Source organism: Pseudomonas sp. BN414, assembly GCF_029871275.1.
GTDB lineage: Bacteria > Pseudomonadota > Gammaproteobacteria > Pseudomonadales > Pseudomonadaceae > Metapseudomonas > Metapseudomonas resinovorans_C.
In genome coordinates this window covers 267,748-289,595 of record NZ_SSOL01000079.1, presented here as the reverse complement: position 1 = coordinate 289,595, position 21,848 = coordinate 267,748, and the positions used below count along the sequence as shown (strand labels likewise).

General features: G+C 64.2%; 17 protein-coding genes. 10 read left to right on the top strand and 7 right to left on the bottom strand.

From position 1 onward, the window contains the following. Positions 1–171: 171 nt before the first annotated feature. From E8E95_RS29155 to E8E95_RS29145, 3 genes are all read left to right on the top strand, one after another. Positions 172–888: an SIMPL domain-containing protein gene (locus E8E95_RS29155; protein ID WP_179061804.1), complete on the top strand. Its 717-nt coding sequence runs from the start codon at positions 172–174 to the stop codon at positions 886–888. A gap of 213 nt (positions 889–1,101) precedes the next feature. After that, on the top strand, positions 1,102–2,703 hold the full coding sequence (locus tag E8E95_RS29150; protein ID WP_280355827.1) for an ABC transporter substrate-binding protein: 1,602 nt from the start codon (positions 1,102–1,104) through the stop codon (positions 2,701–2,703). 54 nt (positions 2,704–2,757) lie between these two features. Next, complete coding sequence (locus tag E8E95_RS29145) at positions 2,758–4,344, top strand: ABC transporter substrate-binding protein (RefSeq protein WP_280355826.1); 1,587 nt, start codon at positions 2,758–2,760, stop codon at positions 4,342–4,344. 399 nt (positions 4,345–4,743) lie between these two features. Here the strand turns inward: E8E95_RS29145 and E8E95_RS29140 are convergent, their stop codons facing one another. After that, positions 4,744–5,961, bottom strand: coding sequence for a Xaa-Pro peptidase family protein (locus tag E8E95_RS29140; protein WP_280355824.1), 1,218 nt, complete (start codon positions 5,959–5,961; stop codon positions 4,744–4,746). 161 nt (positions 5,962–6,122) lie between these two features. Between E8E95_RS29140 and E8E95_RS29135 the strand changes: the two genes are divergently transcribed. The 6 genes from E8E95_RS29135 to E8E95_RS29110 all read left to right on the top strand — a co-directional run bounded on the left by E8E95_RS29135 (position 6,123) and on the right by E8E95_RS29110 (position 12,764). Then, positions 6,123–6,686: a cupin domain-containing protein gene (locus E8E95_RS29135; protein ID WP_280355822.1), complete on the top strand. Its 564-nt coding sequence runs from the start codon at positions 6,123–6,125 to the stop codon at positions 6,684–6,686. A 261-nt stretch (positions 6,687–6,947) separates the two neighbouring features. Beyond that, positions 6,948–8,549 carry an ABC transporter substrate-binding protein gene (locus E8E95_RS29130; RefSeq protein ID WP_280355821.1) on the top strand — a complete coding sequence of 534 codons (1,602 nt, stop codon included), beginning with the start codon at positions 6,948–6,950 and terminating at the stop codon, positions 8,547–8,549. A 203-nt stretch (positions 8,550–8,752) separates the two neighbouring features. Next, positions 8,753–9,763, top strand: coding sequence for an ABC transporter permease subunit (locus tag E8E95_RS29125; protein ID WP_077525043.1), 1,011 nt, complete (start codon positions 8,753–8,755; stop codon positions 9,761–9,763). Positions 9,764–9,783: 20 nt separating this feature from the next. Then, the gene (locus tag E8E95_RS29120; RefSeq protein WP_280356191.1) at positions 9,784–10,680 is read left to right on the top strand and encodes an ABC transporter permease subunit; all 897 of its coding nucleotides are present in this window, start codon (positions 9,784–9,786) and stop codon (positions 10,678–10,680) included. Between the two features lie 141 nt (positions 10,681–10,821). Further along, on the top strand, positions 10,822–11,796 hold the full coding sequence (locus E8E95_RS29115; protein WP_280355819.1) for an ABC transporter ATP-binding protein: 975 nt from the start codon (positions 10,822–10,824) through the stop codon (positions 11,794–11,796). Then, a complete protein-coding gene (locus E8E95_RS29110; protein WP_280355817.1) occupies positions 11,793–12,764 on the top strand; it encodes a peptide ABC transporter ATP-binding protein in 972 nt (323 codons plus the stop codon). Before E8E95_RS29115 ends, E8E95_RS29110 begins: the two co-directional genes overlap by 4 nt. Positions 12,765–12,906: 142 nt before the next feature. On the opposite strand, the gene E8E95_RS29105 is transcribed toward E8E95_RS29110, so the two are convergent. Next, positions 12,907–13,524: a LysE family translocator gene (locus E8E95_RS29105; protein WP_280355815.1), complete on the bottom strand. Its 618-nt coding sequence runs from the start codon at positions 13,522–13,524 to the stop codon at positions 12,907–12,909. 133 nt (positions 13,525–13,657) lie between these two features. Here E8E95_RS29105 and E8E95_RS29100 point away from each other — a divergent pair, with 133 nt between their 5' ends. Further along, positions 13,658–14,140, top strand: a complete 483-nt coding sequence (locus E8E95_RS29100) for an Lrp/AsnC family transcriptional regulator (protein WP_280355814.1) — start codon at positions 13,658–13,660, stop codon at positions 14,138–14,140. Between the two features lie 135 nt (positions 14,141–14,275). On the opposite strand, the gene E8E95_RS29095 is transcribed toward E8E95_RS29100, so the two are convergent. The 5 genes from E8E95_RS29095 to E8E95_RS29075 form a co-directional block, all read right to left on the bottom strand. After that, positions 14,276–15,196, bottom strand: coding sequence for a biotin-dependent carboxyltransferase family protein (locus E8E95_RS29095; protein ID WP_280355812.1), 921 nt, complete (start codon positions 15,194–15,196; stop codon positions 14,276–14,278). Continuing rightward, a complete protein-coding gene (gene pxpB, locus E8E95_RS29090; RefSeq protein ID WP_280355811.1) occupies positions 15,193–15,873 on the bottom strand; it encodes a 5-oxoprolinase subunit PxpB in 681 nt (226 codons plus the stop codon). The genes E8E95_RS29095 and pxpB overlap by 4 nt, the downstream gene beginning before the upstream one ends. Continuing rightward, the gene (locus E8E95_RS29085) at positions 15,870–16,616 is read right to left on the bottom strand and encodes a 5-oxoprolinase subunit PxpA (RefSeq protein WP_077525049.1); all 747 of its coding nucleotides are present in this window, start codon (positions 16,614–16,616) and stop codon (positions 15,870–15,872) included. Before E8E95_RS29085 ends, pxpB begins: the two co-directional genes overlap by 4 nt. Before the next feature lie 261 nt (positions 16,617–16,877). Then, positions 16,878–19,448: a sulfite reductase flavoprotein subunit alpha gene (locus E8E95_RS29080; protein WP_280356189.1), complete on the bottom strand. Its 2,571-nt coding sequence runs from the start codon at positions 19,446–19,448 to the stop codon at positions 16,878–16,880. 183 nt (positions 19,449–19,631) lie between these two features. Continuing rightward, positions 19,632–21,839: a TonB-dependent siderophore receptor gene (locus E8E95_RS29075; protein WP_280355809.1), complete on the bottom strand. Its 2,208-nt coding sequence runs from the start codon at positions 21,837–21,839 to the stop codon at positions 19,632–19,634. Positions 21,840–21,848: the final 9 nt, after the last annotated feature.

Sequence of the window (21,848 nt, the reverse complement as noted above, 5' to 3'; positions counted from 1 at the left end):
CATAGCGAATGAATTCGCCCCCACACGGCACTTAGCCACCGCCACTCTGGAACATCCGTCCCGATTTCTGGTCAATTTGCGTCGCTGTTAACCCGAATGGCCGTTTACCCTCGTCCAATACGGAGAATCACCGCGCAACCCGCGCGGCAACCTGTCCCACAAGGAGTTGTCATGCCCAAGTTCACTCGCCTCGCCGCCGCCCTCGCCCTTTGCGCCGCCAGCCTCGGCAGCCTCTCGGCCCAGGCCGCTGACGAAGTGCACTACAACCAGGTGGCCGTGCGTGCCGAGGTCAGCCAGGAAGTGGCCCATGACCTGATGCACGTCACCCTCTACAGCGAGTCGCAGAACACCGACCCGGCCAAGCTCGCCGACGAGATCACCCGCAGTCTCAACGCTGCCGTTGAAAAAGCCCGCAAGACCAAGGGCGTAACCGTCAGCCTGGGCAGCCGCAACAGCTACCCCGTGTACGACGAGAAGGGCCAGAAGATCACTGCCTGGCGCGAGCGCGCGGAGCTGCGCCTGGAGAGCGCGGATTTCGCCACGCTGTCCCAACTCAGCGCCGACATGCTGGGTGACCTGAAGATGGCGGGGATGAACTTCAGCATCGCCGAGAAAACCCGCAAGACCCACGAAGACGAGCTGATCAAGCAGGCCGTGGACGCCTTCAAGGCCCGCGCCCAGCTGGCCACGAACGCCCTCGGTGGCAAAGGCTACAAGCTGGTGAACCTGAACCTGAACAGTGCCGGCTTCCAGCCGCCGCAACCGATCATGATGCGCGCCATGGCCGCCAAGGGTTACGCCGACGGCGCCGCCGCCCCCGAGATCGAAGCCGGCACCAGCCGCGTCAGCGTCAGCGCCGACGGCACCATCGAAGTGCAAATGCCCTGATCCGGCATCGGGCGCCGCCTTTTTCGGGGGCGGCGCCCTTTCCTTTCCCGCGGCCTGCATTTGCAGAATTGCGACAAGGCCTTACAGCTTTATTCCGCCGACTACACTCTTTCCCGTCCAGCTATTGCGTCCGGCATATGCCCTGCATAGCTTCTCGCAAGGCCCCCACAAAGGGCCCCTCACGATGACAAACAGAATAAATATGAGGTCAACATGCGTAAAAACGCCGTCATCCAGGCACTTGTCGCGGCTGGGCTGATCGCCAGCGCACCTTTCGCCAGCGCTGCAAGCAACCTGGTGTTCTGCTCCGAAGGCAGCCCCGCCGGTTTCGATCCGGGCCAATACACCACCGGCACCGATTTCGACGCCGCCGCTGAAACCGTCTTCAACCGCCTGACCCAGTTCGAGCGTGGCGGCACCGCGGTGATCCCGGGCCTGGCCGAGAAGTGGGACGTTTCCCCCGATGGCCTCAACTACACCTTCCACCTGCGCAAGGGCGTGAAGTTCCACACCACCGACTACTTCAAGCCGACCCGCGACTTCAACGCCGACGACGTGCTCTTCACCTTCCAGCGCATGCTCGACAAGGAACACCCGTTCCGCAAGGCGTACCCCACCGAATTCCCCTACTTCACCGACATGGGCATGGACGCCAACATCGCCAAGGTGGAGAAGGTCGACGACAGCACCGTCAAGTTCACCCTCAATGGCGTGGATGCAGCCTTCATCCAGAACCTGGCCATGAGCTTCGCTTCCATCCAGTCGGCGGAATACGCCGACCAGCTGCTCAAGTCCGGCAAAGCCGCCGACATCAACCAGAAGCCCATCGGTACCGGCCCCTTCGTCTTCAGCCGCTACCAGAAAGACGCGCAAATTCGCTTCAAGGGCAACAAGGACTACTGGGTGCCTGGCGACGTGAAGATCGACAACCTGATCTTCGCCATCAACACCGACTCCTCGGTGCGCATGCAGAAGCTCAAGGCCGGCGAATGCCAGGTCACCCTCTTCCCCCGTCCGGCCGACCTGGACGCGCTGAAGAAGGACGCCAACCTGAACATGCCGTCGCAGCCGGGCTTCAACCTCGGCTACATCGCCTACAACGTCACCCACAAGCCGTTCGACAAGCTTGAAGTGCGCCAGGCGCTGGATATGGCGGTGAACAAGAAAGCCATCATCGACGCCGTCTACCAGGGCGCCGGTCAGCTCGCCGTGAATGGCATGCCGCCGACCCAGTGGTCCTACGACGAGTCCATCAAGGACGCCGGCTACAACCCGGACAAGGCCAAGGAACTGCTGAAAGCCGCCGGCGTTGCCGAAGGCACCGAGATTACCCTGTGGGCCATGCCGGTTCAGCGTCCGTACAACCCCAACGCCAAGCTGATGGCCGAAATGCTCCAGTCCGACTGGGCCAAGGTGGGCATCAAGGCCAAGATCGTCACCTACGAATGGGGCGAGTACATCAAGCGCGCCAAGGGCGGCGAACACGACGCCATGCTGATCGGCTGGAGCGGCGACAACGGTGACCCGGACAACTGGCTGGGTACCCTCTACGGCTGTGACGCCGTCGACGGCAACAACTTCTCCAAATGGTGCGACGCCAGCTACGACAAGCTGGTGAAAGCCGCCAAGGCCACCAGCGACGTGGCGAAACGCACCGAAATGTACAAGCAGGCCCAGCACATCCTGAAAGACAACGTGCCGATCACCCCGATCGCCCACTCCACTGTCTATCAACCGATGCGCAAGAACGTGCAGGACTTCAAGATCAGCCCGTTCGCGCTCAACTCCTTCTATGGCGTGAGCGTCGGCAAGTAAGCCGGCAAACGGGGCCTTCGGGCCCCGTTTTCTTTTCTGCAATAAGGAAGCCCGATGCGCCGACGCCTGTTGTCCCTCGCCCTCTGCCTTCCCCTCTACGCCGCAGCTAACCAATCCCTGGTGGTCTGCACCGAAGCCAGCCCCGAAGGCTTCGACATCGTCCAGTACACCGCGGCCACCACGGCCGATGCTTCCGCCGAAACCATCTTCGACCGTCTGGTTCAGTTCGCGCCCGGCACAACCCGGCTGCAACCGGGCCTGGCGGAAAGCTGGACCATCAGCCCCGACGGCCTCACCTACGAATTCGAGTTGCGCAAGGGCGTCACCTTCCACAGCACACCCTGGTTCACCCCCAGCCGTGACTTCAATGCCGACGATGTGCTTTGGACCTTCCAGCGCCAGCTGGACCCTGCGCATCCCTGGCACAAGCTGTCCCCGCGCGGGTTCCCCTATGCCGAATCCATGGCCTTCGCCCAATTGATCGAGCGGATCGAGAAACTCGGCGAGCACCGCGTCCGCTTTACCCTTAAGCACCCTGAGGCGCCCTTCCTCGCCGACCTGGCCATGGGCTTCACGTCCATCTATTCCGCCGAGTACGCCGACCAGTTGCTCAAGACCGGCAAGGCGGGCCAGCTCAACCGCGAGCCGGTGGGCACCGGCCCCTTCGTCTTCGAGCGCTACCGCAAGGACGCGCAGATCCGCTTCCGCGCCAACCCGACGTACTGGGCGGGCAAGCCGGCTGTGGAAAAGCTCCTGTTCGCCATCACCCCCGATCCCAACGTTCGCGTACAGCAGCTCAAGGCCGGCGCCTGCCAGGTCGCGGTCTATCCGCGCCCCACCGACATCGCCGCCCTGCGCCAGGAGCCTGAGCTGCAAGTGCTCGAGCTGGACTCCCTGCTCACCGCCTACGTCGGCATCAACACCCGCCATCCCCCCCTGGACGACGTTCGCGTGCGCCAGGCCATCAACCTCGCCTTCGACACCCGCGCCTATCTGCGCGCGCAGTTCGGCGAAGGCAATGCCAGCCTCTCCGTCGCGCCATACCCGGCCACCCTGCTGGGCTTCAACGACAAGATCTCGCCATGGCCCCATGACCCGGAGAAGGCTCGCCAGCTATTGGCCGAGGCCGGCCACAAGGACGGTTTCAAACTCGCCATCTGGACCCGCCCCGGCGGCGGCCCGACCAACCCCAATCCGGGTATTGGTGCGCAAATGCTCCAGGCCGACCTGGCCGCCATCGGCATCAAGGCAGAGATTCGTGTGTATGAATGGGGCGAACTGATCAAGCGCGCCAAGAATGGTGAACACGATCTGGTGTTCATGGGCTGGGCCGGCGACAACGGCGACCCGGACAACTTCCTCACGCCGAACCTGTCCTGCGCAGCAGCGAAATCCGGCGAGAACCAGGCCGGTTGGTGCAACGAGAAGTTCGACATCCTGATCCGCGAGGCCCGCGCCATCACCGACCCGGCCCGGCGCGCCGAACTCTATCGCCAGGCCCTGGCGATCTTCCACGAGCAGGCGCCGTGGATTCCCCTCGCGCATCCCAAGCAATTTGCCGCCGTGCGCAAAGGAGTGGAGGGATTCCAGCTGAATCCGATGGGGTCGAACAATTTCGCGCGGGTAAAGGTGAACCCGTAGGGCGATTCCTGTAGGGGCGAATTCATTCGCCAAGCAGACCGCAGGTCTGCCCTTCCCTCTCCCCAGCCCTCTCCCTGGAGGGAGAGGGAGCTATCGGCGCGGAAGTGAGCCCCCGTGCAGTCCTGTAGGAGCGACTTCAGTCCGTAGGTTGGGCCGGGCGGCGTTCCGCGAGCGCAGCGAAGTCCAACGTTGCCTGGCTCGGTCCCGCCGTTAGGCTTCGCGTAGCTCAGCCGCAACCTACGATTGGACAGGGGAGGGATTCCGGCTGAACCCGATGGGGCGCGAACAACCTCTCGCGAGTACGAATCCTTCCGTAGGTTGGGCAGAGCGCAGCGAAGCCCAACGTTGCTTGGCTCGGCCTCGCCGTTGGGCTTCGCGTAGCTCAGCCGCAACCTACGATTAGACGTTCAAACCAAACGGATCGTCGATGGAATGGCTCGGCTGGGTAAACCAGCGCGGCCCGGACGCCGTCATATAGAAGTGATCCTCCAGGCGAATACCAAACTCGCCCGGCACGCAGATCATCGGCTCGTTGGAGAAGCACATGCCCTCGGCCAGCGGCGTCTCATCACCGCGGACCAGATAGGGACCTTCGTGGATATCCATGCCGATGCCGTGTCCAGTGCGGTGCGGCAGGCCAGGGAGCTGGTAATCCGGGCCCAGGCCGCCGGCTTCCAGGCAACGACGCGCGGCGGCGTCGACCGAGCCGCAGGGTTCGCCAGGACTTGCGGCATCGAAGGCAGCCCGCTGTGCGGCCTTCTCCAGGTTCCAGAGCGCACGCTGGCGGTCGCTCGGGGTGCCGAACACATAGCTGCGGGTGATATCCGACTGGTAGCCGTGGAGCTGGCAACCGGTGTCAATCAGCACCATGTCGCCGTCCTTGAGCACCTGCGCATGCTTCACGCCATGGGGGAAGGCGCTGGCCTCACCGAACAGCACGATGCAGAAGGTCGACCCCGGCGCGCCGACCTTGCGGTGCGCCTGCTGGATGAACTCCGCGACCTCGGTGGTGCTGATGCCCTCGCGCAGGATGCTGGCGGCGGCCTTGTGCACTTCCAGGGTCATGTCCTTGGCCCGCTGCATCAGCGCCAGTTCGGTAGCGGTCTTGTGGAAGCGGCACGGGTTGATCACGCAGGCTGCATCAATGAAATCGAACGTCGAGCCGAGACGACGGATGCCGTCGTACATGAAGAAGGCCAGCGAGGGGCACAGGCCCACCTTGGCATCAGCGGCGATGCCCATCCCGGCCAGCATCTCCAGCAGCAGGCGATAGGGGCTTTCGTGCTCCTGCCAGGTGTGGATAACCCCATCCACCTCGCGAAAATCGCGGATGGTGCCTTCCTCGAAGGCGGGGGCGATGTAAGCCAACTGGCCATCGGCGGGCAGCACGGCACCCACCATGCGTTCGCTCGGGCTCCACTTCACCCCGGTGAAGTAGCGCAGGTTGCTGCCGGCGTTGAGGTAGATGGCCGCGATGCCCTGATCACGCATCAGGCCCTGGGCGTTGGCAATGCGCGTGTGGTACTCGTCCATACCGATCGGGCCCATGCCCGCGACCATGTTCGACAGACCGGCCAGCGCCTGTTCCGGAGTCTTGCCACCTACACCCACTGTCATTGTCGTTCTCCCGAGTCGAGTTGCAGTGCGCCGAATTTAAGTGCGACTTAAATAGCCGTCAACGCCAATTTTCAGTCCCACTTAATTTCAATAAGGCGACAAGCCTTTTCTACAATGCGCCGCCCGTTATACTGGCGCCCTTCAGAACAAGAGCCACGCCAATGACCGTAGAACAGATCGGCGAACGGTTGCGCCGCTATCGCCGCGCCGCCAACAAGACCCTGAACCAAGTCGCCGCCGAGTCGGGTCTCACGGCCAGCTTCCTGTCCCAGGCGGAGCGCAACCTCACCGGCGTGTCGATCTCTTCCCTGGCGAACATCGCCAAATCCCTGGGCATTCCGCTCAACGCCCTGTTCGACCAGCCCCTCCAGCACCAGCCCGACTCCCACCAGGGCCAGCGCGTGCGCTACACCATCGGCGGCCAGCCGCTGGCCTACGAGCGCCTGTCCAGCAACTTCCCCGGCAACCTGATCAACGCGGTGAAGATGAGCATGCCGGTGGGCTACCAGTCCGAACTTATTTCCCATGAAGGCGCCGAGTTCGCCTATGTCCTGTCCGGGCAGATCGTCTACACCATCGAAGGCCGCAACTATCCCCTGGGGCCGGGAGACTCGGTGCACTTCGACGCGGCCAAGCCGCATTTTCTCGCCAATGCGGGGGAAGAAGTGGCCGAGGTGCTGACCGTCACCACCATGGGGCTTTTCGACGATCACCCCACGCCCTGACCGACCGGTTTCCGGAAGTAAGCACCACTGAATTTAAGTTGACCTTAATTTCAGCATCACTTAAGTTCGGCCTCGGCCGGCGGAGGGCAAATACTCCTTCCCCTTTCGCCGCCATCGCCCGCCCGGGAACACCGGCCTTCGGCCCCGGCTCGCGAATGACGGGCAACCTGCGGCCCACGAAGTCGCAGGGTCAGGTGCAAAAGACACCGCAGGCTTCAACACCTGATATGCCGCCCTCAGAAAAACAACAACGAGGTTCGCATGCGTCAGAAAACCGCGCTCAAGTCCATGATTGCCGCTGGTCTCATCCTCGGCTCCGGCTTCACCCACGCCGCCAGCAACCTGGTCTTCTGCTCCGAGGGCAGTCCCGCCGGCTTCGACCCGGGCCAGTACACCACCGGCACTGACTTCGATGCGGCCTCGGAAACCCTCTTCAACCGCCTGGCCCAGTTCCAGCGTGGCAGCACCAAGGTCGAACCGACCCTGGCCAGCAGCTGGGACATCAGCGAAGACGGCAAGCGCTATGTGTTCCACCTGCGCCCGGGCGTGAAGTTCCACACCACCGACTACTTCAAGCCGACCCGCGAGTTCAACGCCGACGACGTGGTGTTCACCTTCCAGCGCATGCTGGACAAGAACCACCCCTTCCGCAAGGCGTACCCCACCGAATTCCCCTACTTCACCGACATGGGCCTGGACAAGAACATCGCCAAGGTGGAGAAGGTCGACGACATGACCGTGGCCTTCACCCTGAACGAGGTGGACGCCGCCTTCATCCAGAACCTGGCGATGAATTTCGCCGCGATCCAGTCCGCCGAATACGCCGACCAGTTGCTCAAGGCCGGCAAGGCCGCCGACATCAACCAGAAGCCCATCGGCACCGGCCCCTTCGTGCTCAAGCGCTACCAGAAGGACGCGCAGATCCGCTTCACCGGCAACAAGGACTACTGGAAGCCCGAAGACGTGAAGATCGACAACCTGATCTTCGCCATCAACACCGATGCCTCGGTACGTGCCCAGAAGCTCAAGGCCGGCGAGTGCCAGATCACCCTCAACCCGCGCCCTGCCGACATCGAGGCCCTGAAGAAGGACCCGAACCTGCAGGTGCCGAGCGAGCCCGGCTTCAACCTCGGCTACATCGCCTACAACGTCACCCGCGCCCCCTTCGACAAGCTCGAAGTGCGCCAGGCGCTGGACATGGCGGTGAACAAGAAAGCCATCATCGACGCCGTCTATCAGGGCGCCGGCCAGCTCGCAGTGAACGGCATGCCGCCGACCCAGTGGTCCTACGACGAGACCATCAAGGACCGCGACTTCAACCCGGAAAAGGCCAAGGAGCTGCTGAAAGCCGCCGGCGTTGCCGAAGGCACTGAGATTACCCTGTGGGCCATGCCGGTGCAGCGTCCGTACAACCCCAACGCCAAGCTGATGGCTGAAATGCTCCAGGCCGACTGGGCCAAGGTGGGCATCAAGGCCAGGATCGTCAGCTACGAGTGGGGCGAGTACATCAAGCGCGCCCACGCCGGCGAGCACGACGCCATGCTGATCGGCTGGACCGGCGACAACGGTGACCCGGACAACTGGCTGGGCACCCTCTACGGCTGCGACTCGGTGGACGGCAACAACTTCTCCAAATGGTGCGACACCGGCTACGACAAGCTGGTGAAAGCCGCCAAGGCCACCGCCGACGTGGAGAAACGCACCGAGCTGTACAAGCAGGCCCAGCACGTCCTGCAACAACAGGTACCGATCACCCCCATCGCGCACTCCACGGTCTATCAACCGATGCGCGCCAGCGTGAAGGACTTCCTGATCAGCCCCTTCGGACGTAACAGCTTCTACGGCGTCTCCAACGGACGCTGAGTGATCGAGGCCGGGAAACCGGCCTTCTTCGCATCCTTCGAGCCGGCACCAGACCGGCCGAGGCGTTTCTTCACCTGCCACAAGAAAAAGCAAGGCACCGTCTCCCGAGCCTTCGGACCGGCGCCTTTACCTATGCGGCCTAAACTGCAGGGAATGGTCAGCACGCTGACCAGCATTACAAAGATGAGGAGTGATTCGCCCAAATGCTGAGTTTCATTGCACGCCGACTGGGGCTTCTGATCCCCACCTTCTTCGGCGTCACCTTGCTCACCTTCGCCCTGATCCGCCTGATTCCCGGCGACCCGGTGGAAGTGATGATGGGTGAACGCCGGGTCGACCCGGAAATGCACGCCCAGGCCATGGAGCGCCTCGGTCTCAACAAACCGCTGCCGGAACAGTACCTGGATTACATCGGCAAGCTGGCACAGGGCGACCTGGGCGAATCGCTGCGTACCCGCGAAGGCGTCTGGAACGAGTTCCTCACCCTGTTCCCCGCCACCCTGGAACTGGCCATCGCGGCGCTGATCTTCTCCGGCACCCTCGGCGTGCTGGCTGGCGTAATCGCCGCCCTCAAGCGGGGCTCGCTATTCGACCACGGGGTGATGGGCATCTCCCTGGCGGGCTACTCCATGCCGATCTTCTGGTGGGGTCTGCTGCTGATCATGTTCTTCTCCGTGTGGCTGGGCTGGACGCCAGTGTCAGGGCGGATCGACCTGCTCTACGACATCGAGCCGAAAACCGGCTTCATGCTCATCGACACGCTGTATTCCGAAGAGGAAGGCGCCTTCGTCGATGCCCTGCGCCACCTGATCCTGCCGGCCATCGTGCTGGGCACGATCCCGCTGGCGGTGATCGCCCGCATGACCCGTTCGGCGATGCTCGAAGTGCTGCGCGAAGACTATGTGCGTACCGCTCGCGCCAAGGGCCTGTCGCCGGCCCGCGTGGTCTTCGTCCACGGCCTGCGCAACGCACTGATCCCGGTGCTCACCGTGTTCGGCCTGCAGGTGGGCACCCTGCTGGCTGGCGCGGTCCTGACCGAAACCATCTTCTCCTGGCCGGGCATCGGTAAATGGCTGATCGAAGCCATCGGCGCCCGTGACTACCCGGTAGTGCAGAACGGCATCCTGCTGATCGCCTGCCTGGTGATCGTGGTGAACTTCGTCGTGGACATCCTCTACGGCCTGGTTAATCCACGTATCCGCCATCAGCGTTAAGGAGACCTGACGTGACCACAATGCAACCCCAGGTCGACCCGAGCGTCCTCTACCCGTCGCCGCTCAAGGAATTCTGGAAGGCCTTCGCCCACAACAAGGGCGCTGTTGGCGGCCTTTTCTTCATGATCCTGATTGTCTTCTGCGCCCTCTTCGCGCCCTGGGTCGCCCCCCATGACCCGAGCGAGCAGTTCCGCGACTTCCTGCTGACGCCCCCGGTGTGGCTGGAAGGCGGCCAGGCGCAGTTTCTGCTCGGCACCGACGAACTCGGCCGCGACGTGCTCTCGCGTCTGATCCACGGCGCCCGCCTGTCCCTGCTGATCGGCCTGACTTCGGTGGTGATGTCGCTGATCCCCGGCATCCTCCTCGGCCTGGTAGCAGGTTTCTTCCCGCGCCTGCTGGGCCCATCGATCATGCGCCTGATGGACATCATGCTGGCCCTGCCGTCGCTGCTGCTGGCCGTGGCCATCGTCGCCATCCTCGGCCCAGGCCTGATCAACACCGTGATCGCCATCGCCATCGTCTCCCTGCCCTCCTACGTGCGCCTGACCCGCGCCTCAGTGATGGGCGAGCTGAACCGCGACTACGTCACCGCCTCGCGCCTGGCCGGCGCCGGTCTGATGCGCCTGATGTTCGTCACCGTGCTGCCCAACTGCATGGCGCCGCTGATCGTCCAGGCGACCCTGAGCTTCTCCTCGGCCATCCTCGACGCCGCTGCCCTGGGCTTCCTCGGTCTCGGCGTGCAGCCGCCCACTCCTGAGTGGGGCACCATGCTGGCCTCCGCGCGCGACTACATCGAACGCGCCTGGTGGGTGGTTTCGCTGCCCGGCCTGACCATCCTGCTCAGCGTGCTGGCGATCAACCTGATGGGCGACGGCCTGCGCGATGCGCTGGACCCGAAACTCAAGAATGCAGTCTGAGGAGCCCGCCATGAGAATTTCCGTCCCGCGCCTGCGTCCCGTAGGAGCCAGCTGGCTGGCGAACCTGCCGTCCCCCTTCGCGAGCAAGCTCGCTCCTACACCGTCGCGTTCAATCGCTTCGCCCTGCCAGGAGACCGCTGCATGAGCCTTCTGGAAATCAAGAACCTCAGCGTGCGCTTCGGCGACGCCAACGCCGTCCCGGTGGTGGACGGCCTCGACATCTCGGTGAACAAGGGCGAGGTGCTGGCCATTGTTGGCGAGTCCGGCTCCGGCAAGTCGGTGACCATGATGGCGCTGATGGGCCTGATCGACGCCCCCGGCCGCATCACCGCCGACAGCCTGCGTTTCGACGGCCACGACATGCTCAAGCTAAAGGGCAAGCAGCGGCGCCATATCGTCGGCAAGGACCTGGCGATGGTCTTCCAGGACCCGATGACCGCTCTCAACCCCAGCTACACCGTGGGCTTCCAGATCGAGGAAGTGCTGCGCCAACACCTGGGCCTGAAGGGCAAGGCCGCTCGCCAGCGCGCCCTGGAACTGCTGGAACGGGTGGAAATCCCCGGTGCCGCCAGTCGCCTCAATGCCTATCCGCACCAGTTGTCCGGGGGCATGAGCCAGCGCGTGGCCATCGCCATGGCCATTGCCGCCGAGCCCAAGCTACTGATCGCCGACGAACCCACCACCGCCCTGGACGTGACCATCCAGGCGCAGATCATGGACCTGCTGCTCGACCTGCAGCGCGACCAGGGCATGGCCCTGGTGCTGATTACCCACGACCTGGCCGTGGTCGCCGAAACCGCCGACCGCGTCTGCGTGATGTACGCCGGCCAGGCTGTAGAAATCGGTGAAGTGCCGCGCCTGTTCGACGAGCCCACCCATCCCTATACCGAAGCCCTGCTCAAGGCGATTCCCGAGCACAGCCTGGGCGCTCACCGCCTGTCGACGCTGCCCGGCATCGTCCCCGGCCGTTATGACCGGCCGCATGGCTGCCTGCTGTCGCCTCGCTGCCCTTACGGCCAGTCCAACTGCGTGGCCCAGCGCCCGACCCTGGACCCGCATGCCCATGGCGCGGTGCGCTGCTTCTACCCCCTTAACCTGATCGAGGTGGCGCGATGAGTGCCGTATTGACCGCCCGCGAGCTGACCCGCCACTACGAAGTCTCCCGCGGCCTGTTCAAGCCCCATGCCCTGGTGCGCGCCCTCAACGGGGTGTCCTTCGAACTCCAGGCCGGCCGCACGCTGGCCGTGGTCGGCGAGTCGGGCTGCGGCAAATCCACCCTGGCCCGCGCCCTGACCCTGATCGAGGAACCTTCTTCCGGCTCACTGCAGATCGCTGGCCACGAAGTGACGGGGGCCAGCAAGGACGAACGCAAACAACTGCGCCGCGATGTGCAGATGGTGTTCCAGAACCCCTACGCCTCGCTCAACCCGAGGCAGAAAATCGGCGACCAGTTGGCCGAACCATTGGTCATCAACACCAGCCTGTCCCGCGTCGAACGCCGCGAACAGGTGCAGGCGATGATGCAGCAGGTGGGCCTGCGCCCCGAGCACTACCAGCGCTACCCACACATGTTCTCCGGTGGCCAGCGCCAGCGCATCGCACTGGCCCGCGCCATGATGCTCAATCCCAAGGTGCTGGTGGCGGACGAGCCCACCTCGGCGCTCGACGTGTCGATCCAGGCCCAGGTGCTCAACCTCTTCATGGACCTGCAGGAGCGCTACAACACGGGCTACGTGTTCATCTCCCACAACCTCGCGGTGGTGCGCCACGTCGCCAACGACGTGCTGGTGATGTACCTCGGCCGCCCGGCGGAAATGGGCCCCAGCGAACTGATCTACGAGCGTCCGCTGCACCCTTACACCAAGGCCCTGCTCTCGGCCACGCCGGCAATCCATCCGGACCCGAGCAAGCCGAAGATCAAGATCGCCGGTGAACTGCCCAACCCGCTCGACCCGCCGCCCGGCTGCGCCTTCCACAAGCGCTGCCCTTATGCGACCGAGCGCTGCAAGGTGGAAGTGCCGGAGCTGCGCCTGCTCGACGCCCGCCAGGTGGCCTGCCACAACGCGGAGAGCATCAACGGCTGAAAACCGACAGGGAGCGACCCGCTTTATTGTGGGGGCGAATTCATTCGCTGAGGGCTGCGCAGCAGCCCCCTTCAGCATTGCCGGGCAGGCCGTTGGCCTGCTTCGCGAATGAATTCGCCCCCACAAGGAAGAGCCCCCGGGATCACAGATCCCGCAGCACCGCTAGCCTCACCCCGAATCCCACCAGCACACCGCCGAACAGCCACTGCTGGACGCGCTGCACCAACGGGCGACGCCCCAGCCAGCGGCCCAGCCCCTCCCCGGCCAGCGCATAGGCCGAATCGAAGACCAGTCCTACTGCCACCAACACTGCGCCGAGTAGCGCGAATTGCAGTCCCAATGGCCCGTCAGCCGGATCGACGAACTGCGGCAGCAGCACGGAGCAGAACACCAGCGCCTTGGGGTTGAGCAAATTGGTCAGCAATCCGCGCCGCAGGGCCTGTCCGTAAGCCCGCGAAGGCTGTCGCGCACCGTCCACCGCCAGCGCCGAAGCCTCCGCCTGGAACAGCTTCACCCCCAGCCAGAGCAAGTAGGCCGCACCGGCGAGACGCACGGCATCGAAGGTCCAGGGCGCCGTCCGGAACAACACCGCGAGCCCCAGACCGGCGAGCGCTACGTGACAACCCCGTGCCAGCGCCAGCCCCAGCGCGGTTGCCAGCGCCATGGCGCGCCCCTGCCGGGCGCCGGTTTGCAGCAGGAGAATCATGTCAGGCCCGGGCAGCAGGTAGACCACCGCCAGGGCGATCAGGAAAGCGGTCATTTCTTCGCTCCAGATCAGGATTAGGAGCAGAAATTCTAGAGCCGGACGTCGGGGCAGGTGCTTGCGTATTTGGTTACTGGCGTCATGCTTCTTGGAACTTAATACCAAGATAAACGCCAAAAACAGGTCACTTATGCCACAACCAAAACTCGACGCCCTCGACCATCGAATACTCGCCGCCCTGCAGCGCGACGGTCGCCTGTCCAATGTGGAGCTGGCGGACGAGATCGGCCTGTCCGCCTCACCTTGCCTGAGGCGGGTACGACTGCTGGAAGAAGCCGGCGTGATTCGCGGATACCACGCCAATCTCGACCGCGACGAAGTGGGGCTGGGCTTGACGGTGTTCGTGGGAATCAAGGTGGAGCGTCATGGCGAGGAACAGGCCAACGCCTTCCGCGAAGCAGTGATCAGCCTGCCCGAAGTGATCTCGGTTCACCTGGTATCGGGTGAATCGGACTTCCTCCTCCAGGTGGTAGTGCCGGACCTGCGCGCCTACGAGCACTTCCTTACCGGGACCTTGCTGAGGCTCCCTGGCGTCAGCGATATCCGCAGCAATTTCGCCATCCAGACCGTGAAAGCGCCCTCGCCGCTACCGTTGAACCACCTGCCGAAATGATTCGAACGAGCTGCTTTTCTGTGGGGGCGAATTCATTCGCTGAGGGCTGCGCAGCAGCCCCCTTTGGCTATTAAGGGCAGTCCTGCGGACTGCTTTGCGAATGAATTCGCCCCCACAAGAACAGTGCAAAAGGACCTAACGCCCGAAGAAGCGATAGAACTCCCGCAGTTCCTTCTGCGCGTCCTTCAGCTTCATGGCAGTGAAGCGCAGGACCTGGTTGGCCGGACACTGGGCCAGACGCCCGACATCCAGGGGGTGGACCCAGCCGAGTACCGGGTAGCCGCCCATGGTCTGCCGATCCGCCGTGAGAATGATCGGCTGGCCATCCGGCGGCACCTGGACAGCGCCCATGACCACGCCCTGGGACCACTGCCGCTGCGGCGCGACCAGGGCCTCGCCTGCCAGGCGTGCGCCCATGCGGTCGGATTGTGGGCTGAGCAGCCAGGCGTTTTCGAAGAAGGCTCGCACCTGCTGCTCATCGAAGCTGGCGGCATCACCGCCCACCATCACTCGCAGCAACTGCGCGGAGGTGTAATCCGGCTGCCAGGGCCAGGGCACGCTGGCACCACGGAGAAAGTTGCCTCGGTCACCGGCTAGCAGGTCACCCTTGGCCAGCCGAACACCCTCGCCGTCCAGCCCGCCCAGGCCTTCGCGCATCTGGCAGGCGACGCTGCCCAGCACCGGTTCGGCGCGAATGCCGCCCACCAGTGCCAGATAGCTGCGCTGGCCACTGCGGGCATAGCCGATTTGCAGGCGCTGGCCCGGCTCGAGGCGAAAGCGCGACCAGTTGAGACGGGGCTCGCCATCCACGCTCAGCGGCATATCGGCCCCAGTCAGCGCCACCCAGAGCGCCTCCTCGGCCTCCAACTCCACCCCGCCGAGGGAGATCTCCAGGACCGCGCAACTTCCGCTGTTGCCCAGCAAGCGATTGGCCCAGGCCGCAGCCAGAGGGTCCATCGGGCCCGCCGGGGATACGCCGAGATGTTGCCAGCCACGACGGCCGGTGTCCTGCAAAAGGCTCAGGGGGCCGGGCTTGATCACCCGCAGGCCGCTCATGCGTCGCCTCCGCCTTCCGCGCGGTAGCGGGCTTCGTCGATGGCGAAGAAGCGTACGCGGTCCCCCAGGGCGAGCGGGCACGGCGGCTCGCGATGCGCATCGAACAGCGTCCAGGGACACAATCCCAGCAAGTGCCAGCCACCCGGGGAGGCCTGTGGATAAATCGCCGTCTGGCGCTCGGCGATGGCCAGGCTGCCGGCCGGCACGCGTATGCGCGGGCTGCTGCGACGCGGCAGGGCCAGCCGCGAATCGAGGCCACCGAGATAGGCAAAGCCGGGTGAGAAACCGATGGCGCCGACCCGGTATTCGGCGCTGCTGTGAATATCTACCAGTTCGCCGATCGACAGCCCGCAGGCCTCGGCCACCCAGGCCAGGTCCTCGCCGCAGTACCAGATGGGGATCTCATGCAACTGGCCGAATTCGCTCACGGCCGGCCCCGATAGCCAGGCTTCCAGCAATGGTTCGACTCGTTCGGCCAGTACGAGGTGGTCGGTGCGGGTCAGGTCGTAGTGCAGCAGCAGCGTGGTCCAGCTTGGCACCAGGTCGAGCAGCAGGTGCCCCAGCTCCCGCCGCAAGGTTTCGGCCAGCGCCGCGATGCGCGGTGGCAAGTCGGCATCCGGTTCGTCGGCCAGCACCAGCAGCAACGCTTCGGCGCCAGCGGGCTCGAGGCGGATCATAGGGCGTCCAGCTTGCCTCGCAATCGGCGCAGCACGGCCAGGGATTCAGGGTTGTCGCCGTGCACGCAGAGGCTGTCCGCCACCAGTCGCAGGGGCTTGCCATCGATATCCGGGAATGGCTCACCAACGGCGATGGCCAAAGCCTGGTCGAGGATGCGTTCGGCATCGTGGTGCACCGCACCGGCCATGCGCCGGGGCGCCAGCTGGCCGTCAGAGAGGTAGGCGCGGTCCGCGAAGGCTTCGAACATCAGCGGCACATCAGCAGCGTCGGCGAGTTGCAGCTCCCGACTGTTGTCGGCCAGCGCCAGCACCATCAGCGGCAGGCCCTTGCGATAACTGGCGCAGGCGTCGAGCACCGCTTCGAACAGGGCGTCGTCACGCACCAGGTCGTTGTACAGCGCACCGTGAGGCTTCACATAGGCGACCTGGGTGCCGACGGTGCGGCAGAAGGCTTCCAGCGCGCCGATCTGGTAGAGCACCTGGGCGCGCACTTCTTCCGGCGAACAAGCCATGTGGCGCCGCCCGAACCCGGCGAGGTCCGGATACGCCGGATGGGCACCGATGCGCACGTTGTGCCGCAGCGCCAGCTCGACGGTGCGTTGCATGGTCAGGGGATCGGCAGCATGGAAGCCGCAAGCGAGGTTCGCCTGGTCCACCAGCGGCATGGCGTGCTCGTCGTCACCCATTCGCCAGGCACCGAAGCTTTCGCCCATGTCGCAATTCAGCAGGATTCGTCTGTTCATGAAGCGGATTATGGCTAAAAGCCGGCGCTGTTGTAGGAGCGAATTTATTCGCGATGCAAAGCACCCTCTCCCCCAACCCTCTCCCTGAAGGGAGAGGGGGCGGACGGTGCAAAGCCTGGCCTTGATTCTTTTCCTGTAGGGGCGAATTCATTCGCCAAGCAGGCCGAAGGTCTGCCCGGGCAATGCAAAAAAAACGCCCCGCACTTGGCGGGGCGAACGTTCCCAAGGAGCTGGGATCACTCGTATCGGCGCACGCCGCCGTCAATACACGTCGCGGCGGTAGCGGCCTTCGTCATTCAACTGCTGCAGCGCCTCGTCACCGAGCATGTCGCGCAAGGCGCGGTCAACGCCTTCGGCCATGCCCTGCAGGCTGCCGCAGATGTAGATCACCGCGCCGTCGGCGAGCCAGGCGCGCAGTTCGTCGGCGGCTTCGCGCAGGCGGTCCTGCACATAGACCTTCTCGGCCTGGTCGCGGGAGAAGGCCAGGTCCAGGCGTTGCAGTTCACCCTTGTCCAGCCAGCACTGCAGTTCCTCGCGGCAGTAGAAGTCGTGGGCCTGGTTGCGCTCGCCGAAGAGCAGCCAGTTTCGATTGCGTCCGGCGGCGATGGCCGCCTTGAGCAGGCTGCGCAGGCCCGCGAGGCCCGTACCGTTGCCGATGAAGATCAGCGGACGATCCTCGTCGATCAGATGGAAGCGGCTATTACGGCGCAGGCGCAGCGGCATCACGGCGCCTTGCGGCAGGTAATGGGTCAGCCAGCCGGAAGCGATGCCCAGGCTGCCATCGGCATGCTGTTCCTGACGTACGATCAGCTCCAGCGCGCCATCGCTGGCCAGCGAGGCGATGGAGTACTGGCGAACGGACAGGCCGATCAGCGCCTGCACCAGGGCTTGAGGGTGCAGGCCCACGAGATGCTCGAACGAACTCGGCAGCAGACGTCCGGCCAGTGCCTGGCGCAGCGACTGGCGCAGGCCGTCCAGCTCCACCGGAGCGTCGCCGTCGAGGTGATGCCTTGCCAACCAGGCCGCGATGACCGGCTCGGCCTGGCTCGGGAGGATTTCCACCAGGTCGCCGGCTTGCCAGTCAACCTGGCTGCCCGCAGGAGCACGCAGACGCAACAGCCAGGTGGATTCACCCTGACTGCCCGGATTCAGGTGCTCACGGCTTTCCAGGGTCCAGCTTTCGAAGTTCGGACCACTCCAAGGGGTCAGCACAGCGCCGCCGAAAACCTGGGCCAGTTGCTGTTGCCACTGTTGCAGTGCGCCACTGTCGCCGTTGTCCACTTCCACCGGCTCGAACAACTGGCTGGCACCCTGCCCTTTCAGCCACGCCTGCAGGCGACGGCCGAAGCCGCAGAACTGCTCGTACTGGCGATCCCCCAGGGCCAGCACGGCAAAACGCAGGCCGGCGAGCTGGGAAGCCTGGCCAAGCACCTTGCGTTCGAAACCGCGAGCGTTGTCCGGCGCTTCGCCGTCCCCAAAGGTGCTGACCACGAACAGGGCATTGCTGGCCTGCGCCAGGCTCGCACCATCAAGGGTCGAAAGCGGCTCGACGCGCACCGGCAGGCCAGCGGCCTGGAGCTGGCCAGCGCTCTGCCAGGCCAGTTGCTCGGCGAAGCCGCTCTGACTGGCGAAGCCGATCAGCCAGGAATCCGTGCCACCGCTCTCGGCCAGGCCGCCACGGGCCGCCTTGACTGCGCGTTTCTTGCGCCGGCGATCGAGATAAAGCAGCCAGCCCGTGATGAAGAACAGCGGCATGGTCAGGCTCGCCAGCATCACCAGGATGCGTCCTGGCAAACCGAAGTACTCGCCCACGTGCAGCGCATAGATGCTGGTCAGCAGCTGCGCCTTGAAGCTCTTGTCGGTGTAGCGGTCGCTGCGGGTGACCTTGCCGGTGGCCGGATCGAGGATGATCTGGTTCAGCGCACGCGGATGCGCGGCGTCCTCCAGCAGGTAGTACACCTGGGCCGGCTGACCACCCACCGGCGGCAGGCGCAGGTTGTAGGCACTCATGTTCGGGCCGGCGGTTTCGCGGATGCTCTTCCATACGGCGTCATAGTCCACCACCAGCGGCGGACCAGACGGCGCCTGCATGCCGGGGCGGCCACGGCCCTCACCGCGACCTTCGCCACGGCGCTCACCTTGCTTGCCCTGCTGGCCGGCGGGGGCGTCCGAGAGGAGACGATTGAGGCCTTCGCGGTACCAGTCGTAGGACCAGAACAGCCCCGTCAGCGCGGCCAGCAGATAGAACACCAGGCACCAGGTGCCGGCCACGGCATGCAGGTCCCAGTTGAAGCTGCGGCCCTTGCGCGACCAGTCGAGGGTCAGCCAGGCGCGCCAGCTACCAGCCTTGCGCGGCCAGCGCAGGTACAGGCCGGACAGGCAGAAGAAGATCAGGATCAGGGTACAGGCGGCAGTGATCTGCTTGCCGAATTCGCCCATGGCGAGGAAGCGGTGCAACTGCAGCATGAGGCCGAAGAACTGCTGGCCGGTGGGTTCACCCAGCAGCTCGCCGGTGTAGGGATCGAAGTAACGCATGGGGCCACGGCGTTCCCCGGGCGGCGGCATGAAGAAGACACGCGCGGCATGGCCGCTGTCGGTTTCGACCCAGAGGCCGGATACCTTCTTGCCTTCGGCAGCCTCGATCTTGCTCACCAGCTCGGCGGGTGGCAGCACGCCGCTGTCACGCACTTCGACCGACAGGGTCTCGGGGTTGAGCGAACGCAGGATTTCTTCCTGGAAGCTGTAGGCGGCGCCGGTGATGCCCATCAAGGCCAGTACCAGCCCCGCACTGATACCGAACAGCCAGTGCAGCTGGAACAGGGTCTTCTTCAACACGTGATATCCCTCGGATACGCGTCTGGCGACGCGTCGAATCGCTCGTTCGCGGCAGGCCCCATGCCTGGCCGGAAGGCGATTCTATTTGAGAACGGGATGCATAAAATCGGGAATCAGATCTTTTACCTTTTATTTACAGCCATGTCCGAGGGCCCTTGTGCAGGGCCCTCGGCTCGTTCATCAGAACGAGTAGGTAGCGCTGAGAATCGCCGAACGGGCATCGCCATATTCGATGGCCGAGGAGCGAGCGCTGGTGCCGTTCTGCTGGCGTACACGCTCCACGTAGTCCTTGTCGAACAGGTTGTTGACGTTCAGCTGCAGGTCCAGGTTCTTGCTGACCTTGTAGCCGACCATTGCGTTGTGCAGCCAGTAGGCGTCCAGTTTGGCGGTGGTGCTGGAGCTCACATTGCGTTCGCTGATGTAACGCGCGCCGTAGCCCAGGGTCCAGCCTTCCGGCAGCTCATAGGTGGTCCACAGGTTGAAGGAGCGCGGCGGCGTATTGCCCAGCGCCTGGCCTTCTCGGGCGATGCCGGCAGCGGTATCCGCAGCCTTGATGGTTTCGCTCGACTGGAAGGTGTAGTTGGCGAACACATCCCATTGATCGGTGATGTGGCCGGTCAGACCCAGTTCCACGCCCTCGACGCGCTGCGTGCCAGCCAGTTGGGTGGAACCATCGAGCATGGTTTCCCGTGCATTGGTTTTCTCCACCCGGAACAGGGCGCCGTCCAGCTCAAGGTTGCCGCCGAGCAGTTCCCACTTGGTGCCCAGCTCCCAGGTTTCGTTCTTCTCCGGATCGAGGTTCTCGGTCGCGGCGGTCAAGCCACCACCGTTGGAGGCGATGCCTTCGGCGGTGGGGTTGAAGGAGTTGCCCCAGGCTACGTAGAAGCGGCCGTTCTCCACCGGCTTGTAGACCAGGCCGGCGCGGCTGCTGAGCTTCTCGTCCTTGGAGGTGAAGCTGCCGTTCTGCACATTCGTCGCCGTGAAGGTATCGCTGTGGCCTTTGAACCAGTCGTAGCGCAGGCCGACGTTGAAGTCCCATTGCTCGTTCAGCGCGATGGTGTCGAAGACATACAGTGCCTTGTCGTCCAGCTGGTTCTCGGTGTAGCTGCTGACGGTCTTGTTGACCGGGCCTACCCAGTGCCCCGGAGGATTGGCCAGGTCATAGCCGTTGGACGGGTAGAGCGAGTTACCGAGGCCGTGGTTGTAGCTCTTGAGGTCGAAGTCCTCGCGAGAGATTTCCGCACCAGTCACCAGTTCATGGCCAAGGCCGAAGGTGTCGAAGCTGGCGCGCAGGTTGGTCTGGTTGATCCACATTTCGGTGGTGGTGTCACGACCGGAAGCCTGCGGACCCGTCGGCCGATAGCGGCCGGGCGGTACGCCGTCGAGGTTGGCATGGGACGCGGAAACGATCGTGTTGCGGTCGATGCGGCTGTATCGAGTCAGGTTCTGCAGGCGCAGGTTTTCGTTGAAATCGTGCTCGAGGTTCGCGGTGAAGGCGTTCTGCTCGATCTCATCCTTGTCCAGGTTGTCCCAGCCGAAGTAATCCTCGCGGCTGACACCGGCGAGCTTCTTGCCGTTCAGGGCCGGTACGCCATAGTCTGGCAGGTTGTCGTCGGTCTGATGGAACGCGCTCAGGGTCAGGCGGGTGGCATCGTTGAAGCCCAGGCGCAGGGAGGGCGCAACGCCCCAGCGCTCGCGATCGATTTCGTCGCGACCCGGCACGTCGTTCTCATGGGCCATCAGGTTCACGCGGAAGGCGCTGTTGCTGCCCACACCTTCCAGCGGCTGGTTGGCGTCCAGGGTGAGGCGGTGGTAGTTGTCCGTACCGAGGCCGCCACCGAGGGTGGTGAAGGCGCGGTCCATGGGCTGCTTGCTGATGATGTTGATGCTACCGCCGGTGGTGCCGGCGCCACCGAACACCGAGTTCGGGCCTTTGATGACCTCGACCTGTTCGATGTTGAAGGTGTCGGTGCGGCTGGTCTGGGCACTGTCGCGCAGACCGTCGATCTGGATGTTGTTGTTCGCGGAGAAGCCGCGAATGTTGATGCTGTCGCCAGAACCACCACCACCTTCACCGGCGTTGAAGGTGATACCGGACACGTTGGACAGCACCTGGCGCAGGCTCAGGGCCTGCTGCTCCTGAATGACTTCCTTGGGCACCACGGTGATGGTTTGCGGAGTATCCAGCAGCGGGGCGGTGTACTTCGCCGAGGAGGATTGCTCGACCTTATAGGTTTTCTTGGCGGCCTTGCCATCGACCTTGACGGTGCCGAGTTCGAGGGCCTTGCTCTGTTCCGCGGCAATGGTCAGGCCAGCGGTGGAAGCAGTGGCGATGCCGATGGCGGATGCCAGCAGAGCACGCTGCGACAAATTATTCTTTTTGCTCATAAGAATCAC

What these genes read in the sequence shown, in the direction of transcription:
- E8E95_RS29155 (WP_179061804.1), top strand. Translation starts at nt 172, where the DNA reads ATGCCCAAGTTCACTCGCCTCGCCGCCGCCCTCGCCCTTTGCGCCGCC.
- E8E95_RS29150 (WP_280355827.1), top strand. Translation starts at nt 1,102, where the DNA reads ATGCGTAAAAACGCCGTCATCCAGGCACTTGTCGCGGCTGGGCTGATC.
- E8E95_RS29145 (WP_280355826.1), top strand. Translation starts at nt 2,758, where the DNA reads ATGCGCCGACGCCTGTTGTCCCTCGCCCTCTGCCTTCCCCTCTACGCC.
- E8E95_RS29140 (WP_280355824.1), bottom strand. Translation starts at nt 5,961, where the DNA reads ATGACAGTGGGTGTAGGTGGCAAGACTCCGGAACAGGCGCTGGCCGGT.
- E8E95_RS29135 (WP_280355822.1), top strand. Translation starts at nt 6,123, where the DNA reads ATGACCGTAGAACAGATCGGCGAACGGTTGCGCCGCTATCGCCGCGCC.
- E8E95_RS29130 (WP_280355821.1), top strand. Translation starts at nt 6,948, where the DNA reads ATGCGTCAGAAAACCGCGCTCAAGTCCATGATTGCCGCTGGTCTCATC.
- E8E95_RS29125 (WP_077525043.1), top strand. Translation starts at nt 8,753, where the DNA reads ATGCTGAGTTTCATTGCACGCCGACTGGGGCTTCTGATCCCCACCTTC.
- E8E95_RS29120 (WP_280356191.1), top strand. Translation starts at nt 9,784, where the DNA reads ATGCAACCCCAGGTCGACCCGAGCGTCCTCTACCCGTCGCCGCTCAAG.
- E8E95_RS29115 (WP_280355819.1), top strand. Translation starts at nt 10,822, where the DNA reads ATGAGCCTTCTGGAAATCAAGAACCTCAGCGTGCGCTTCGGCGACGCC.
- E8E95_RS29110 (WP_280355817.1), top strand. Translation starts at nt 11,793, where the DNA reads ATGAGTGCCGTATTGACCGCCCGCGAGCTGACCCGCCACTACGAAGTC.
- E8E95_RS29105 (WP_280355815.1), bottom strand. Translation starts at nt 13,524, where the DNA reads ATGACCGCTTTCCTGATCGCCCTGGCGGTGGTCTACCTGCTGCCCGGG.
- E8E95_RS29100 (WP_280355814.1), top strand. Translation starts at nt 13,658, where the DNA reads ATGCCACAACCAAAACTCGACGCCCTCGACCATCGAATACTCGCCGCC.
- E8E95_RS29095 (WP_280355812.1), bottom strand. Translation starts at nt 15,196, where the DNA reads ATGAGCGGCCTGCGGGTGATCAAGCCCGGCCCCCTGAGCCTTTTGCAG.
- pxpB (WP_280355811.1), bottom strand. Translation starts at nt 15,873, where the DNA reads ATGATCCGCCTCGAGCCCGCTGGCGCCGAAGCGTTGCTGCTGGTGCTG.
- E8E95_RS29085 (WP_077525049.1), bottom strand. Translation starts at nt 16,616, where the DNA reads ATGAACAGACGAATCCTGCTGAATTGCGACATGGGCGAAAGCTTCGGT.
- E8E95_RS29075 (WP_280355809.1), bottom strand. Translation starts at nt 21,839, where the DNA reads ATGAGCAAAAAGAATAATTTGTCGCAGCGTGCTCTGCTGGCATCCGCC.